The sequence below is a fragment of the Synechococcus sp. CBW1108 genome (genome assembly GCF_015840335.1).
Taxonomy (GTDB): Bacteria; Cyanobacteriota; Cyanobacteriia; order PCC-6307; family Cyanobiaceae; genus Cyanobium_A.
Window position 1 is genome coordinate 1,214,879 of sequence record NZ_CP060395.1, and the last position, 16,144, is coordinate 1,231,022.

General features: G+C 63.9%; 17 protein-coding genes. 10 read left to right on the forward strand and 7 right to left on the reverse strand.

Going from position 1 to position 16,144, the window contains the following annotated elements:
* Positions 1-15 precede the first annotated feature (15 nt).
* Positions 16-1,290: a methionine gamma-lyase family protein gene (locus H8F27_RS06525; RefSeq protein ID WP_197152377.1), complete on the reverse strand. Its 1,275-nt coding sequence runs from the start codon at positions 1,288-1,290 to the stop codon at positions 16-18.
* A gap of 62 nt (positions 1,291-1,352) precedes the next feature.
* Here H8F27_RS06525 and H8F27_RS06530 point away from each other — a divergent pair, with 62 nt between their 5' ends.
* On the forward strand, positions 1,353-2,339 hold the full coding sequence (locus tag H8F27_RS06530; protein ID WP_197152379.1) for a fatty acid desaturase: 987 nt from the start codon (positions 1,353-1,355) through the stop codon (positions 2,337-2,339).
* 40 nt (positions 2,340-2,379) lie between these two features.
* Here the strand turns inward: H8F27_RS06530 and H8F27_RS06535 are convergent, their stop codons facing one another.
* Entirely contained in the window at positions 2,380-3,168 is a 789-nt protein-coding gene (locus tag H8F27_RS06535; protein ID WP_197152380.1) for a hypothetical protein, read from the reverse strand.
* A 55-nt stretch (positions 3,169-3,223) separates the two neighbouring features.
* Between H8F27_RS06535 and H8F27_RS06540 the strand changes: the two genes are divergently transcribed.
* The 4 genes from H8F27_RS06540 to H8F27_RS06555 all read left to right on the forward strand — a co-directional run bounded on the left by H8F27_RS06540 (position 3,224) and on the right by H8F27_RS06555 (position 6,995).
* The gene (locus H8F27_RS06540; RefSeq protein WP_197152381.1) at positions 3,224-4,195 is read left to right on the forward strand and encodes a fatty acid desaturase; all 972 of its coding nucleotides are present in this window, start codon (positions 3,224-3,226) and stop codon (positions 4,193-4,195) included.
* Positions 4,196-4,237: 42 nt separating this feature from the next.
* Positions 4,238-4,696 carry a 50S ribosomal protein L9 gene (gene rplI, locus H8F27_RS06545; protein ID WP_197152383.1) on the forward strand — a complete coding sequence of 153 codons (459 nt, stop codon included), beginning with the start codon at positions 4,238-4,240 and terminating at the stop codon, positions 4,694-4,696.
* A 120-nt stretch (positions 4,697-4,816) separates the two neighbouring features.
* Complete coding sequence (gene dnaB / locus H8F27_RS06550) at positions 4,817-6,226, forward strand: replicative DNA helicase (protein ID WP_197152385.1); 1,410 nt, start codon at positions 4,817-4,819, stop codon at positions 6,224-6,226.
* Positions 6,216-6,995, forward strand: coding sequence for a hypothetical protein (locus H8F27_RS06555; protein ID WP_197152387.1), 780 nt, complete (start codon positions 6,216-6,218; stop codon positions 6,993-6,995). The genes dnaB and H8F27_RS06555 overlap by 11 nt, the downstream gene beginning before the upstream one ends.
* Before the next feature lie 59 nt (positions 6,996-7,054).
* Here H8F27_RS06555 and H8F27_RS06560 read toward each other — a convergent pair whose 3' ends face one another.
* Positions 7,055-8,314: an O-antigen ligase gene (locus H8F27_RS06560; RefSeq protein ID WP_197152389.1), complete on the reverse strand. Its 1,260-nt coding sequence runs from the start codon at positions 8,312-8,314 to the stop codon at positions 7,055-7,057.
* Between the two features lie 142 nt (positions 8,315-8,456).
* Here H8F27_RS06560 and mnmG point away from each other — a divergent pair, with 142 nt between their 5' ends.
* From mnmG to H8F27_RS06575, 3 genes are read left to right on the forward strand one after another with little or no spacing between them, the layout of a single operon-like run.
* Positions 8,457-10,418 carry a tRNA uridine-5-carboxymethylaminomethyl(34) synthesis enzyme MnmG gene (mnmG, locus tag H8F27_RS06565; protein WP_197152391.1) on the forward strand — a complete coding sequence of 654 codons (1,962 nt, stop codon included), beginning with the start codon at positions 8,457-8,459 and terminating at the stop codon, positions 10,416-10,418.
* A 13-nt stretch (positions 10,419-10,431) separates the two neighbouring features.
* Positions 10,432-11,256, forward strand: a complete 825-nt coding sequence (locus H8F27_RS06570; protein ID WP_197152393.1) for a hypothetical protein — start codon at positions 10,432-10,434, stop codon at positions 11,254-11,256.
* 53 nt (positions 11,257-11,309) lie between these two features.
* Complete coding sequence (locus H8F27_RS06575; RefSeq protein WP_197152395.1) at positions 11,310-12,197, forward strand: glycosyltransferase family 2 protein; 888 nt, start codon at positions 11,310-11,312, stop codon at positions 12,195-12,197.
* Here the strand turns inward: H8F27_RS06575 and H8F27_RS06580 are convergent.
* The gene (locus H8F27_RS06580) at positions 12,161-13,237 is read right to left on the reverse strand and encodes a glycosyltransferase family 4 protein (protein ID WP_197152397.1); all 1,077 of its coding nucleotides are present in this window, start codon (positions 13,235-13,237) and stop codon (positions 12,161-12,163) included. The genes H8F27_RS06575 and H8F27_RS06580 overlap by 37 nt on opposite strands.
* Before the next feature lie 94 nt (positions 13,238-13,331).
* On the opposite strand from H8F27_RS06580, the gene H8F27_RS06585 reads away from it, so the two are divergent.
* Positions 13,332-13,973, forward strand: coding sequence for a chorismate lyase (locus H8F27_RS06585; RefSeq protein ID WP_197152399.1), 642 nt, complete (start codon positions 13,332-13,334; stop codon positions 13,971-13,973).
* Here the strand turns inward: H8F27_RS06585 and H8F27_RS06590 are convergent.
* The 3 genes from H8F27_RS06590 to H8F27_RS06600 all read right to left on the reverse strand — a co-directional run bounded on the left by H8F27_RS06590 (position 13,926) and on the right by H8F27_RS06600 (position 15,668).
* Entirely contained in the window at positions 13,926-14,447 is a 522-nt protein-coding gene (locus H8F27_RS06590; protein ID WP_197152400.1) for a DUF1269 domain-containing protein, read from the reverse strand. The two genes, H8F27_RS06585 and H8F27_RS06590, sit on opposite strands and share 48 nt — an antisense overlap.
* Positions 14,448-14,472: 25 nt before the next feature.
* Positions 14,473-14,988, reverse strand: a complete 516-nt coding sequence (locus tag H8F27_RS06595; protein ID WP_231596561.1) for an RNA helicase — start codon at positions 14,986-14,988, stop codon at positions 14,473-14,475.
* Positions 14,989-15,122: 134 nt separating this feature from the next.
* A complete protein-coding gene (locus tag H8F27_RS06600; RefSeq protein WP_197152404.1) occupies positions 15,123-15,668 on the reverse strand; it encodes a SprT family zinc-dependent metalloprotease in 546 nt (181 codons plus the stop codon).
* 53 nt (positions 15,669-15,721) lie between these two features.
* Between H8F27_RS06600 and H8F27_RS06605 the strand changes: the two genes are divergently transcribed.
* Positions 15,722-16,144 carry a hypothetical protein gene (locus H8F27_RS06605; RefSeq protein ID WP_197152406.1) on the forward strand — a complete coding sequence of 141 codons (423 nt, stop codon included), beginning with the start codon at positions 15,722-15,724 and terminating at the stop codon, positions 16,142-16,144.

Below are 16,144 nucleotides of genomic sequence, written 5' to 3' on the forward strand. Positions count from 1 at the left end.
AATAAGAAAGTTTGCCTATTCTGACCGATCCAGGCCGGCTGTGGCCAGCGCCAGCAAAGCCCGCTCCAGGGCGATCCGGGCATGGGCCCGGTGGCTGCCGCCCTGGGCGAACAACACATAGGGCTCCCGCAGGGGGGCATCGGCGGAGAACTCACTGGTGCTGCCGTCGATGAAGGTGCCGCCCGCCATCACCAGCTCGCTGGCATAGCCGGGCATCGGCGCCGGCACCGGATCGAGATAGGCGCCCACCGGCGAGGCGGCCTGAAAGGCCCGGCAGACAATTTTGAGCCGTTCGGGATCCCCCAGCCGCACCGCCTGAATCACATCGCTGCGCTCTGCGCCGGGCAGGGGGTTTACGGCAAAGCCGAGATCACTGAACACCTGGGCCACCAGCTCGCTGCAGATCAGGGCTTCGGCCACCATCTGGGGGGCCAGGAACAGGCCCTGAAATAGCAGGCGATTGAGGTCAAAGCTGGTGCCCCCTTCACTACCGATGCCGGGGGCCGTGAGGCGACAGCAGGCCTGCTCCACCAGCGCGGCCCGCCCCGCCACGTAGCCGCCGGTTGGGGCGATGGTGCCGCCGAGGTTCTTGATCAGGGAGCCGGCGATCAGGTCGGCACCCACCGCCGTTGGCTCCCGGGTTTCCACCAGCTCGCCGTAGCAGTTGTCGACAAAACAGATGCAGTCGGGCTGGATCGCCTTCACCCGGGCGCAGAGATCTCCGATCTCGGCCACCGAAAGCGAAGGCCGCCAGCTGTAGCCGCAGCTGCGCTGGATCAACACCAGGCGGGTGGGCACCGCCAGGGCGGCCTCCAGGCCTGGGAGGTCCACCCGGCCGGCGGCGCTGAGCGCCAGTTCGGCGTAGGCGATGCCGAATTCCGCCAGGGAGCCCTGGCCCCTGCCGCGGATGCCGATCACCTCCTCCAGGGTGTCGTAGGGGCGGCCGGTGAGGGCCAGCAGCCGATCGCCCGGCCGCAGCACGCCAAACAGTGCCGCCGCAATCGCATGGGTACCACTGACGAACTGGAGCCTCACCGCTGCCGCCTCCGCTTGCAGCACCCGGGCGAACACCCGATCGAGCACTTCCCGGCCTTGATCGCCGTGGCCGTAGCCACTCACCGAGGCGAAGTGCTGCACGCCCACCCGCTCGGCCGCAAATGCATTCAGCAACCGCTCCATCCGGGATTGCACCCCGCTGGTGTGCCGGTCGGCTGCGGCGGCCGTAGCCGCCACCGCAGCCCCGATGCGCTGGGCCGCAATCCCTTGCGCTGAGCCGGCTGAATCAGTCATGGGATCTGGCTGGGCAGGCCCCATGTTGGCGGGCGAGCCACGGCTAGATTTGCGCCGCTGCCATGGCCCTGCCCGGCATCCACCACCGGGAGAGTTCGTTGGTTCTCAGTTCAGATCCGGCCAGCAACAAAGGCCTTCAACCCGAGTTGCTCAGGGTTGATAGCCCCAGCAGCCAGGAGGAGCGACGCATCCGCGCAGCGCTGGCCGCCAGGCGCGAGCCCCTACCGGCACGCCAGCGCAAGTTCAAGGGCGGCACCACCAGTTTCATGCTGGCCATGCACGTGGGGGCCGTCTTTGCCCTGCTGCCCCGGTTCTGGAGCTGGCAGGCCGTGCTCGTACTGGTCGTTCTCTACTGGACCACCGTGCTGGGCGTCACCCTGGGATTGCACCGGCTGGTCACCCACCGCAGCTTCACGGCCCCCCGCCCTCTGGAGCGCATCCTGGTGTTGATGGGGGCCCTGGCCTGCCAGAGCGGCCCGATCGAGTGGGTGGGGCTGCACCGCCACCATCACAAGTATTCCGACCAGCCCAACGACCACCACGATGCGGCCCGGGGCCTGTGGTGGGCCCACAGCGCCTGGATGCTGCACGAGATTCCGGCCCTGCAGCACGTGGAGCGGCTCACCGGCGACCTGCAGCGCGACCCCTTCTATCGCTGGCTAGACCGCTGGTTCCTGCTGCTGCAACTGCCCCTGGGCGCAGCCCTCTTCTGGTATGGAGAACTGGCAGGCGTGCACGGCGGCGGCCTGGGCCTGGTGCTCTGGGCGATCCCCCTGCGCCTGGTGATCGTGTACCACGTCACCTGGCTGGTGAATTCCGCCACCCACTTCTGTGGCTACCGCAACTTCGACTGCCCCGACCTATCCCGCAACTGCTGGTGGGTGGCGATCCTGAGCTTCGGCGAGGGCTGGCACAACAACCATCACGCCTTTCCCCATTCGGCGCGCCACGGCCTGCGCTGGTTTGAATTCGACATCACCTGGCAGCACATCAAGCTGCTGCGCTCCCTGGGCTGGGCCAGCCGGGTGCGGGAGGCCAGCTACCGGTGATCGTTCTACTAGCGGAAATCGTTCCACTAGCGATATCCCCCTAGCGGTGATCCTTCAGCTGCTGGCGGATTGCGGCGGCCAGATCCAACTGGGCCCCGGCCGCCCCACCGCTCAGGCCCAGGTCGGCAGCCTGCCTGCGCAGCACCTCGAGGAACTGATCCGCCTCCAGCTCCCCCTCGCCGGTGGCCCCGAGCCGGGCCAGGGTGCGGCGCAGATCGGCGAGTTCGCTGTCTAGCTCTGCCGCCGAAAAATCCCGCTGGCCCGCCATCACCTCGGCAAAACGCTGGCGCCGCTGGCGCTTCTCCACCGGATAGGCCTCCAGCAACTGGTCGCGGCAGAGGCGCCAGGGCCTGCCCGCCGTCAGCAGCTGGGCCAGGGCCCCGCTCAACGGCCCCGCCTCGGCATCGGTGATGCGCAGGTCGAAGGCCTGAGGCGGCTGACGCAGGCCAACAAACACCTCCAGCAGCTCGCCAGGACCCAACACCGGAGCCCCCTCATCCTGGACCGGCAGGGCGGAGGCCTCCAGGGTCGTCACCAGCTCGGGGCTGTCTACCAGTTGCAGGCGCAGGCCTTCGCCGAGCTCTCCGGCTCGGCCACCGGCGGCCAGCAGCTGGTTGATCCGGCCCAGGGCCAGAAACACTTCCGGGCCTGGGGAGGCCAGCTTGCCGTTGCGCAGCATGGAGAGCTGGGAGCCGTGGATCCGGCCCAGATCCAGGGCCTCTGCCAGGGCCGGCAACACCCGGTGGGACCAGCCGTTGCGCTCGTGCCAGACCCTGATCAGATGGGCGAAGGCAACCCTCCCCGATGCGAGTTCCTCCCGATAACCCACCTGATCCGGATTCGTATTGCTACTATTGTAGCCATTCAATCGGAGCCCGGGCCCTATGGCCGCACCAGCAAAACCAGCCAGCCAGCGCCTGGCCACCCGCCGGCCAGCCTCGATCAGCCGGGGAGTCAGCGGCCAATCGCGGGCCCAGGCCCTGCACCACTCCCGCCACGGCGAAGCCCCAGCTACCACCGGGCCCAAAAGCACCCGCTGGGGCACGATCGGCTTCATGGCGGCCATCCATGTACTGGCGCTGGTGGCCCTGCTGCCCCAGTTCTGGAGTGGGCCCGCCCTGGCCAGTTTCCTGGTGCTCTATTGGCTCACGGCCTGCCTGGGCGTGACGATCGGCTACCACCGCCTGCTCTGCCACCGCGCCTTCCGGGTGCCCAAGTGGCTAGAGCGCGTCTTCGCCACCTGCGGAGCGCTGAGCTGCCAGCACGGCCCCCTCGACTGGGTGGGCCTGCACCGCCACCACCACAAGTTTTCAGACACCCAAATGGATCACCACACCAGCCTCAAGGGCTTCTGGTGGAGCCACATGGGCTGGATGCTGGAGGCCATCCCCGCCATGGCGGCGGTGCCCCGCCTCACCGGCGACCTGGCCAGCGACCCCTACTACCGCTGGCTAAATAACTACTTCCTGCTTTTGCAATTGCCCCTAGCAGCCCTGCTGTTCTGGATCGGCAGTGTCACCGGCGCCGGTGGCTGGGCCCTGGTGCTCTGGGGAATCCCCCTGCGCCTGGTGGTGGTCTACCACTGCACCTGGCTGGTGAACTCGGCCACCCACCTCTGGGGCGAAGTGGCCCACGCCAGTGGTGATGGCTCCCGCAACAACCCCTGGGTGGCCGCCCTTACCTTCGGCGAGGGCTGGCACAACAACCACCACGCCTTCCCCCACTCGGCCCGCCACGGCTTCGGCCGCCAGATCGACCTCACCTGGCAGCACATCCGCCTGCTGCGCGCCCTGGGCCTAGCCACCGCGGTGCGGCTGCCGGCTGCCGCCAACCCTGGCGCCCGCTCCCTGGCGTAAGCTGACCAATCGGCTCTCCGCCAAACTCCCCCGTCCGATCCCATGGCCAAGCGCGTTCAAGTCGTCCTCAACGAAAACGTTCTGAGCCTGGGGAAGGACGGTGACCTGGTGGAAGTGGCCCCCGGTTACGCCCGCAATTTCCTCGTGCCCACCGGCAAGGCCGTGCCCGTCACCGCCGCCGTGCTGCGCCAGGTGGAGGCCCGCCGCGCCAAGGAGGCCGAGCGCCAGGCAGCCCTCAAGGCCGAGGCCGTGGCCTTCCGCACCGCCCTTGACACCATTGGCCGCTTCACCGTCAAGAAGCAGACCGGGGGCGACGACGTGCTCTTCGGCACCGTGACCAACGGCGACGTGGCCGAGGCCATCGAAGCTGCCACCAAGAAAGAGGTGGATCGCCGCGACATCACGGTGCCCGATATCCACCGCACCGGCTCCTACAAGGTGCAGGTGAAGCTGCACCCGGAAGTGGTGGCGGAGATCAACCTGGAAGTGGCGAGCTTCTGAGCGCCGTCCCCTTCGCCCCTAGTGGGCGATTGCGGGGATCCGGTGCAAACTGATGGCCCCGGGCGGAGCTCCGGCCCCCTGATCAGCCCTGTGCATCCCCCATTTTCCGCCTGCTTTTAGATGGTGAACGCGGCCCTGGCCGGAGCAGACGAACCGCTAGAGGCCAGGCAAGGCGGGCGGAGGCGTCTGCGCGAGGAGGCCAGCTTCGAGGCCCTGCCCGATTCGATTCCACCCCAAAACCTGGAGGCGGAAGAGGCGGTGCTGGGCGCCATCCTGCTGGATCCTGACGCCATCGGCCGGGTGGCAGACGTGCTGCAACCGGAGGCCTTTTATCTGGGCGCCCACCGCGAGATCTACCGCACGGCGGTGATGCTGCACAGCCAGGGCAAGCCCACCGACCTGACGGCCATGTGCGCCTGGCTGGCCGACACCGGCTCCCTCGAGAAGGCTGGCGGCCAGGGGCGGCTGGTGGAGCTGGTGGAACGGATCACCTCCACCGCCTCGATCGACCAGGTGGCCCGCCTGGTGATGGACAAGTTTCTGCGGCGCCAGCTGATCCGCTCCGGCAACGAGGTGATCCGGCTCGGCTTCGACCAGAGCAAGCCGATGGAGCAGGTGCTCGATGAGGCCGAGCAGAAGATCTTCGCCATCAGCCAGGAAAAACCCAGCACCGGCCTCACCCCCACCGCCGAGATCCTCACCAGCACCTTCAACGAGATCGAGAGCCGCTCACTCGGCACCTCCGTTGCGGGCATCCCCTGCAACTTCTACGACCTCGATGCCATCACCCAGGGCCTGCAGCGCAGCGACCTGATCATCGTGGCCGGCCGGCCGGCCATGGGCAAAACCTCGATCGTGCTCAACATCGCCAAGAACGTGGCCCAGCTCCACGCCCTGCCGGTGTGCGTGTTCTCGCTGGAGATGAGCAAGGAGCAGCTCACCTACCGGCTGCTCTCGATGGAGGTGGGCATTGAGAGCGGCCGGCTGCGCACCGGCCGGTTGCAGCAGGAGGAATGGCCCCTGCTGGGCCAGGGCATCAACAGCCTGGGCCAACTTCCTCTTTTCTTAGACGACAAGCCCAATACCGGCGTGCTGGAGATGCGCTCCCTCTGCCGCCGGCTGATGGCCGAAACCGGCAAGGAGCTGGGCCTGATCGTGATCGACTACCTGCAGCTGATGGAGGGCTCCACCCCCGACAACCGGGTGCAGGAGCTCAGCCGCATCACCCGGGGCCTCAAGGGCATGGCCCGCGAACTCAACGTGCCGGTGATGGCCCTCTCCCAGCTCAGCCGCGGCGTCGAATCGCGCACCAACAAGCGGCCCATGCTGAGCGACCTGCGCGAATCGGGCTCGATCGAGCAAGACGCCGACCTGGTGTTGATGATTTACCGCGACGAGTACTACAACCCGGAAACGGCCGATCGCGGCATCACCGAAGTGATCGTCACCAAGCACCGCAACGGCCCGGTGGGCACGGTGAAACTGCTATTTGAGCCCCAGTTCACCCGGTTCAGGAATCTTGCCGCCTGAGCACCCCACCCTCCAGGTGGTGACGGTCCAAACCGGCCAGCGCTACCCAGACCTCTGGGTGAGTCGACTGGCTGCGATGGTGGGCCGCAACGTCAGCGAGGCCCATCGCTTCGTCGTTTACACCGACCGGCCCGAACCGGCCCGCTTTGACGGGCCGAGCAGCCAGCACCAGCAGCTGGAGGTACGGGATCTGCAGGGAGGCGGCCTGAAGGGCTTTTTCGGCAAGCTGAAACTGTTCGACCGGGGCCTCACCGGCGAGGATCCCTTTCTGTATCTCGACAGCACCCTGGTGATCCGCTCCAACCTGGGCCCGCTGGTGGAGCTGGGGCGAACCAGCCGTTCCAGTGTCATCGGCGTGCGGGACTGGAACTACCCAATTCTCAACTCATCGGTGCTCTGGTGCCGTCCCGATGCCCACACCCAGGCAGTTTGGCAGTGCTGGCAGCAGGGCCATTACGCGGCCGCAGCCTTCCCGGGCGACCAGAACTTCATCTATCAGGTATTCAGCGACCATGCTCCCGGCGCCCTCTCCTACTGGCCCCCAGGCTGGGTGAGCTCCTACAAAGCCCTGCGCAAATTCGCCCGGCGCAATCCCGAGGCGGCGCGGGGCCAGCTGGAGGCCAGCTCCATCCTCAAATTCCACGGCCGGCCCAAGCCCAATGAGGTGCTGCACCCCTGGCGCCATCCACTCCGCACGATCCTGCGCCATCCACTCCAGCCCCGGCTCTGGGGCTACCTGGGCGAGGAGCTGCGCAGGCACTGGTGCTAGCTAGCAGCATTGAAGGTGCAAACCCAAAAATTGATCCAGCCCAAGGCGCACTAATAGGCCTATTTCGTAATATTTTCGCCCAGACTTGTCAACTCTTTGGGCGCAGGATAAGCCAAGAACCAAAGGAAAGTGATGGTGAAGAAGAAAGAGATTACAGAGATATTATGATGATAAAGGGGCTGGGGAAAGGCAGAAATCATCATCGCCACAACTACGGAAAACCCAGCACCCGAAATGATAGGGGCCACACCAGATCGGAGCCTAATGTAAAACAACCAAAGAATGCCAATAGAAAATATAAACCAGCCGGCTAGACCAACCAGGCCAGATGTCAACAAAATATCCAGATACTGGTTGTGCATGCCCGTCCAGCCCTTAAATTGATCTGTACATAGGTTTGCACTGCAGTAGGCAGCTATCACTTGATGGCCGTTCCCAGGCCCTATGCCAAGGAGGGGGTGCTGGAAAAAGCTTTGGAGTGCAATTTGCATCGCTATAAGCCGCTGCCCCTGGGATGCTCCCATGCCTTTTCCAGCAAAAAAGGCTGTTGTTTCGCTAGTAATTTGCCCATATTTGAAAACTGCAAGCGGCAACAAAATAGCAGCTGAAACCAAAAGTAATATAAATATAATCTTGGTATACACTGGGTTTTTTGATGAACGACCCAGCAAGACAAGCTGTACCAAACCGCCAAATACCAAGCCCAACAGCGCCCCTGCCGAACCAGAAGCGTACACAGCGATGACTGCACCCAAGCAACCAAAACCACAATATATTTTTTGAAGCCGACCGCCATTCCTACAAATACCGGCCAAAGCAAGTAAGGCAAGGATTGCGGCGATCTGGCCAAAGGCAATTGGATTAGTAATCGGCAGGCCAACTCGCTCTGAAGGAGCTAGAACAAGAGAATGGGCTGAGAACATGGCAGCAAACAAACCACCCGTGCTCACGCCACGAAACAGGAAATCCTCAAATACCCTGGGCCCAGCATAACTACGAAGCCCAATAATCAAGGGAATATATAATAAAGCCCGAATCGGATAGTCAAAATAATCTAGCGAGCCGCCATTTACCAGCAGAGACGGCACCATCAGCAATGGGAAGATCGCCAAGAGCTCGGTGAAGACATGATCCAAGGGCAATAATCGCCAAGGCCACCGGCCAAGCACCGCCACTAGGCTTAAGGACACCAATACCCCCGCAAACAACCCGAACGCGTTTTTAACCAGCAGGATGGAAGAGTAGAAAGCGAATACCGACCACTCAAGCAAGGCAAACCTGATAATTACTGGATGCAGTCTTACCAAAAAGCCGCCCATAAATACAGTCAATACCGCGCAATCAATGCTAGCCTAGCGAAGCAGGATTGCCAAGCCTGTTGACTATTTGCCGCGACCGTAGGCCATTAATAATGATGCTTAGAACCCAACCCAGCGCTGGCAACTCGATAGTCTGGGATACATGACAAGCTCCGCCACCAACTTCACCGAACACTTCACGGAAAATTTCGACGTGATCGTGGTGGGTGGCGGCCATGCCGGCTGCGAGGCGGCCCTCACCGCCGCACGTCTAGGGCTCAGCACCGCCCTGTTCACCCTCAACCTGGATCGAATAGCCTGGCAGCCCTGCAACCCGGCGGTGGGCGGACCGGCCAAGAGCCAGCTGGTGCATGAGGTCGATGCCCTCGGCGGCGTGATCGGTCGGCTGGCGGATGCCACGGCCCTGCAGAAGCGGGTGCTCAACGCCAGCCGCGGCCCAGCCGTCTGGGCCCTGCGGGCCCAGACTGATAAACGCCAGTACGCCCGCCAGATGCTGCAGCTGCTGCAGCACACGCCAAATCTGGCCCTGCGCGAGGCGATGGTGACCGGCCTGGAGCTGGAGGGCACCCCAGGAGAAGACGCCCGCGTCAGCGGCATCCGCACCTACTTCGGCAGCACCTATGCCGCGCCGGCCGTGATCCTCACCGCCGGCACCTTCCTGGGCGGCCAGATCTGGGTGGGCAGCCAATCGATGAGCGCCGGCCGCGCCGGGGAACAGGCAGCCGTTGGGCTCAGCGAAACCCTCGAGGCCCTGGGCTTCCAGATGGGCCGGCTCAAGACCGGCACCCCAGCTCGGGTGGATCGGCGCAGCATCGCCTTAGACCAACTCGAGGAGCAACCCAGCGACGCAGCCGATCGCTTCTTTTCCTTTGATCCAACGGCCTGGGTGAGTGGCGAGCAGATGAGCTGCCACATCACCCGCACCACCGCCGCCACCCACCAGCTGATTCGCGCCAACCTGCACCTCACCCCGATCTACGGCGGCTTCATCGACAGCAAGGGGCCCCGTTACTGCCCCTCGATAGAAGACAAGATCGTGCGCTTCGCCGATAGGGAAAGCCACCAGATCTTTCTGGAGCCCGAGGGCCGCGACACGCCGGAGATCTACGTGCAGGGCTTCTCCACCGGCCTGCCCGAGCGGCTGCAACTGGAGCTGCTACGCACCCTGCCGGGCCTGGAGCGCTGCGTGATGCTGCGGCCTGCCTATGCCGTGGACTACGACTACCTGCCTGCCACCCAACTCAAGCCATCCCTGGAAACCAAGCGGGTAGCCGGGCTGTTTTCGGCCGGCCAGCTCAACGGCACCACCGGCTACGAGGAGGCCGCCGCCCAGGGGCTGGTGGCCGGCCTCAACGCCGCCCGGCTGGTGCGCGGCCAGGAGCCTGTCCACTTCCCCCGAGAGGGCAGCTACATCGGCACCATGGTCGATGACCTGATCACCAAGGATCTGCGCGAGCCCTACCGGGTGCTCACCAGCCGCAGCGAATACAGGCTGGTGCTGCGGGGCGACAACGCCGACCGGCGCCTCACCCCCCTGGGGCGCGAACTGGGCCTGATCGACGAGCGCCGCTGGGGGATCTACGAGGACAAACAGGCGGCGATTGCCGCCGAGCAACACCGCCTCAACACGGTGCGGCTCAAGGCCAGCGAACCGGCCGCCGCCGCCGTGGAAGTCCAAACCAGCGCCCCCATCAAGGGCTCGATCACCCTGGCCGAGCTGCTGCGTCGCCCCGGCTTCCACAGCGCCGATCTGGCCCGCCACGGCCTGGCCGACCCAGAGCTGCGCCGCGATGTGGCCGAAGCCACCGAAATCGACATCAAATACAGCGGCTACCTGGCCCGCCAGCAGCAGCAGATCGACCAGGCGAAGAAGCAGGAAAACCGCCCTATCCCCACCGACATCAACTACGCCGCGATCGCCACCCTCTCCAACGAAGCCCGGGAGAAACTGGCGGCAATCAGGCCAATGAACCTTGGCCAAGCCTCCCGAATGGCGGGGGTCTCTCCGGCAGACGTCACGGCCTTGATGCTCTGGCTCGAGATCCGCAACCGCCAGGCCTCGTCAAGCCCAGCCAGGCTCGGTAGGTTGAAGCCAAGGCCGTAGGGGGTGACTTCTGGTGAATCCAGCACGGGGCATACCTACGTCCATGGCCTACTGGGAGCTGCGAGCCGAACAGGTGCTCAACCGGGTGTTTGAACCAGAAAAACCCATCGAGGTGGTGTTCTGTGACAGCCCCAGGCAAGCCCCCCTGCAGGCGGTGGAACCAACGCTCGTCATCAACCCACTCCCGAGCCATCGGGCCAAGCCTGGGCTTCTGCTGGCCATCACCACTGGGGCCGTGGTGGTGGCCACTGGCGCTGCCCTGGTTGTATTGGGCCTCTGGAACCAATCCCAGCAGGCCATCCAGCAGGAACGCAACATGCTTCTGATCGAGCGGCTGCGCAACATGGGGCCCAGCTCCGGCGCCGCCACTGCTCCAGCCACTGCTCCCGCCACTGCTGAAGGCGATCAGAGCTCTGCCACGGCGGCAGGCGCGGCCCAAGTTGGCGATCTGCCGCCGCCCCCGCCAGGTGAACCCTGGGTTGAGGAGCTGGCCGCCTTGCCCGCGACCGGCGCTCCCCTAGCCGGCGTACTCAGGGTGCCTGTCAATGGCCGCATCACCAGCCCAGCACCAGAGGCCAGCGGCAATAGAAATAGCAATAGCAATAGTGGTAACAGAAGTGGTGATGCGGACTCCAGCTCGCCCCAGTTGGTGGGGGTGGTTCAAGTGGCTGGTCAAAGTGGTTCGGCAATCTTCCAGATCGGGGGCAACTCAACAAGTGCGGCGGTGGGAGAAAGCATCGGCGCCAGCGGTTGGCGTTTGCGCTCTGCCAGCGGGGACAGCGCCGTGATCGAAAAAGGAAGAGAACAGCTGCGGGTCAGTATCTCCAGTGGCTTTTGATGCCATTGGGGCCCAGCTGACCCTCCAGCAAAGGTGAGGTGGAGCCCCGAAACTTGAACGCCCCGAGCCGCACCAGCGTAATCAGCGTTTGCTTCAACAGTTCAGCGGTGTTGGGGCGCTTTTTAGCATCTATTCCCCAAGGCACAAGCATTATTCTTGTTGACAATGGCTCATCAGATCTTGCCGAAACTAAAGCTCTAGCAAAGAGCCATAATGCGCTCCTGATTACCAATCATACCAATCTGGGCTTTGGCTCTGCATGCAATCAAGGCGCAGCTGCCAGCCAAAGCGAATTTCTCTTCTTTGTGAATCCAGACAGCTTTCTTGAAGCCACAACAATCACGGCCCTAGAATCCGCCGCCGCCGCAAAGCCCGAAGCATCCGCCTTCAATCCTAAGATCATCGACAGCCGGGGCAGGGTCTCATTTAAACGCCGGAGCTGCCTGCTTAGTGCCAACGAAATAATGGGCCCTATCGCACTTAAAAACGATAGCCCAGTGCCAGTACTCACAGGTGCAGCCCTATTTTTGAGCAAACGGAACTTTGATCGGGTTTACGGCTTTGATGAAAATATTTTCCTCTATCATGAAGACGATGACATCAGCATCCGCCTACGCAAGCAGGTGGGGCCAACTTGGTTGATCCATAACTCCTTGATGACCCACCTGAGTGGCCACTCGAGCGGGCGCTCGGCCAGCATTGCAGCTCTCAAGGCTTGGCATATGGGTCGCTCACTTGTTTATGTCACCACAAAACACCAGATCAAGGGGGCATTCCGCAAGGCGAAGGGCTCTGCCTGGCGACAACTGTTATCGCCGGCAACCCTGCTCAGCAAGCGAAAATTCTACAAGAATCGCGCTTTTCTCCAAGGGGTGCTCAGTGCCCGTCATGACCGGGGAGCAGGCTATAAACCAGACCCCCAATCCATCAAACGAGCATAGAGTTGATTAATTTGGTTTGCTTCGCCCTGCAGGGAATGGCACTGCAGAGATCTTTGGCGCCCATTGATCCCCATCTGCCAGAGCAACTGGGGATCCCGCAGCAAAACTCGCAATGCCATCACAAGCGAATCCACAGATCCGGTTTGAAAAGATGCCCCAACCTGAGGATCCACAAGCTGGGGCCAAACCCCAGCTCCGGACACCAAAACAGCGCGCCCACAAGCCATTGCCTCCAACGGGGTCAGACCAAAGCCCTCGGAACGGGACGCCGCGACGCAGAGGAGCAGGCGTCGGTAGCAGCTGCGTACGGTTTCGCGATCCAAATCGCCCAGAAAAACAATGCGTTCAGCCAGGCCAGCGTTAACAACCTTGACCTGCAAGGACTGGGCAAACTTTTGATGTTTATTCTGGCACAGCCCCGTAATTACAGCACTAAAATCGGGGAAGTCTGGAAGCACCTGGATCAGGGCTTCAATCAAAAGATCAGTTCCCTTACTGGGCCTTATGCGGCCAAATGCCCCGATCCAGTAGTGACCCGCCAATGAGCAAGGAACGCTGGCTAAGCCCTGGGGGAGTGGGGATGTCTTGAGCCTACTTAATTCGTCATTGGGAGGCGGCGAATAATAGCTAGTATCTACGCCGTGCTGAATGACTTGCGTGCAGGAAGCCAGAAACTGGGCTGACCTCTCCGATGTGGCAATTACCGCATCACAATTACGCAATAACATCCCCAACCATAGACCTGGTCGCTTGGGAGCTGCCGAGGTGAAAACAATTTTCCAGGGCTGGCGCAGCAGCGTTTTCAGCAGCAATCCAACGACGATCTCAATATCCCGACGGGCATGCCAGATCCGAAATCTGGCAGTAGATGGCGGAGTCCATCCCAGCCACAGCAGATGCCACCAACGCATGTTCGCGCTCAGACCTAAGCGACCCCAATCCAGTAGGCCGATTTTCATCGCCTGACGCTGCACGGGCACCAGCGCCCGCACCGTTGCCGACACCCCGGTGTAGCGGCGATGGAAGTTGGTGACGACCACGTCAGGCAAGCTGGCGGGCAGCAGGCTGGACCCCAATCCCGAACCCCGTTCCTTGTTACCTAACGTAAGTGCACTAGGCCAGAGGCCTTTGCGGATGTGGGCTAACCAATTGCTGAGCTCCCCCAGCGTGATCTGGCAGGCCAGCACCGACGCCGTCCTCGGCGGCCAGGCCGGTGCCGTGCTTTCGGGAGCCTGGCGGCTGATGCTGCTGGGCGATGGCAGCCCGACCCGTCACTTCCAACTGCTCACCGGTGACCCGGTGGAGATCGAATTGATCTCCATGGCACCTGAGACTTCGGCTGGTGCCAGCGCCGGCGGCCCTCCACCGGCCGAGATCAGCGAACTTGAAAGCCCCCTGCTGCGGCGCCAGGTGTGGCTGCGCTGCGGGGAACGAACCCTGGCCTGGGCCGAGAGCTGGTGGAACCAGCAGCAGGCCGACGCCTACCTGCTCGAACGGGATCAACCGATCTGGCGCAGCCTGACGGCACGGCGAGCCGAGCTATTTCGGGAAGTGGATGGCCTGGCCCGGGTGGATGCCCCCTGGCTGGCAGAGCGCTTCGGCCATGGCGGCCCCTTCTGGAGCCGCCACTACCGCTTCTTTCGAGGCGGGAAGGAACTTACGGTGATCAGGGAGGTGTTTTCGCCCGAACTGGAGCACTGGCTCGGGCCGGCCGGCCTCGCACCTGGCTCAACCCAGCCGCAGGGCCTCGGCCTGCAGGCGGGCCTGCTCCAGTAACTCCCGCAACCGATCCTCGTCGGTGTGGGAGAGGTTGGTGCGCAGCAACTTGGCGTGGGGGGCATGGGCCCGCAGCCGCTCGATCACCCGATCCGGGGTGACCTCGCGCACCAGGAGGCAAAGGGCCGCACTGCCGGAGGGCAGGGTTTCGCCCAGCTCGCGCATGAAGTCGTCGTTGATGCCGATATCCGAGAGAGATCCGGAGGCGGCGCCCACCCCCGCACCCACCGCAGCTCCAAGCAGGGGATTGAGGAACAGCAGGCCCACCAGGGTGCCCCAGAAGCCGCCACCGATGGCGCCGGCCGCCGTCAGGTTGATGGACTGACGCAGGTGCACCTGGCCGGCGGCGTCATGCTCCACCACAACCGCATCATCCAGGGCGATCAGCTGCTCGCGCTGGATATCCACCAGCTCCCGCCGCACCAACTCGGCCTCCTCGGCCTTGGGAAAACCAACCACCACCAGACTGCCCATCGCACCGGACGCTCACTGACCCAGGTTAGTCAGACCAGCTCGAGCTGGCCCCCGGGCGGCGCCGGCTGGAGCGGGGCATGGTCCGGCCGGGGGCACGGGAAAAGGAAGGGGAGGTAGCCGGCAACTGGGGTTCGGCCCTGGCCTGACCTGGGGCCTGACGCTGCCAGCGGGGCACCACAAAATCAGTATCGTCAGGCCAAACATCTGGCTCGCCCTGGCTTGTCTGTGGTGCCTGGCGAGCCTGAAGAGCCTGGGGGAGAGGGCCGCTGCGCCGCGAGATGGCCTCCAGGGGTTGGCGGCGCGGGGCTACCGGCAGGGGATCTTGCCAGGGTTCCCTCAGCTCCTCCCCATCCTCCAGAATCCAATCGAGCTTGCCTTCCACCCACTTGCCCAGGCCAGCCTGGAGCGATGGCCCCCGCTGGCGGCGCTCGCTGCCCCGGGCACCTGGCCGGGCACCGGATACGCCATTCACCAGTTGTCGGCCGGTGCTCACCAGCCGATCAAAACCCTGCTCGAGGGGCTCAGACCAGGAATCAGCCATCAAAATCATCCAAACCTAACGGCGACGGCCCGCCAGCCAGCGCTCCCGGCCCAGGCCCACCAGGGCGATGGTGAGCCCACCGAATTCCAGGGTCCAGAGAAAAACGCCCATGCAGGTGCCTTGCTGGCGCGACCCTAGGCCGCCTGCTCAAATCGCAACAGGCAGCTGGCGTGCCAGCGCCCGCCGTGAAGCCGCTCGCAACAGAGGCGGCAGGCCAGCCCCTTGACCCGGCGGCGGTAGGGGGCGCTCAGGCCGCAGTTTGGACAGCAGGCCAGCCAGCGGGGCGACAGCGTGCTTACGGGCAGGGGGTAGCGGTGGCGAATGCTGAGCCGAAACCCATCCTGGGCCCCATTGATGGCGGCCATGCGGGCGCGGAAGTGGGGGCCGTGCACCTCCTGGGCTCCCACCACCCGATCCACCCAGGCGTGGATCATTTCGTGGCAGAGGGTGCTGAGGGTGGCCTCCCGGGGCAAGGGCTCCAGCAGGGGCCGCGACAGCACAATTTCGCTGAGGGGACGCCCGTCGCGGTGGCGGCCAAAGCGATACATCCCCGCCGTGCGCCGCATGCGGCCATCGCTCCAGCGCAGCTCCACCAGCCGCTGGCCATCCGGCGCCAGGCTGCCGTCAAACCACTCCCGGTCAAGCTGGTGAAACAGGGGCAGCAGGGGCTCGAGCGGCATGCCGGCGGGGCAGTCAGTCAGACTCTGCCCCAGTCAACGCAAATTGTTTCGTGATGGACTGGGGTCTGACCCGTGACATCGGCACCAAGCTCCTGCTCGGCGGGGCCGGGGCCCTGCTCCTCTACTGGACCATCTCGGCAGTCAGGCTGGTGCTCAGCGCCCGCGGCATCAACCCCCTGATCAAACAGTTCTTCACCCAGGTGGCCAGCGGCCAGGTGGATGGGGCCTACCTGCTCACCACCAAGAACTACCGCTCCCACGTCAACCGGCAGCAGTTCATCCGCTTCCTGGCGGGTCTGCAGCTCAACAAATACCGCAACCTCAAATCGGGCCGGCCCCGGCTAGATGAGGGTCAGCTGATCCTCACCGTCAAGCTCAAGAGCGACGGCAAAGAAGAACTGCCGCTTGATTTCACCTTCGTAAAGGTGGAAGAGCAGTGGCGGGTGGATCGCATCACCAAGCTGGCTGCAGCCTGA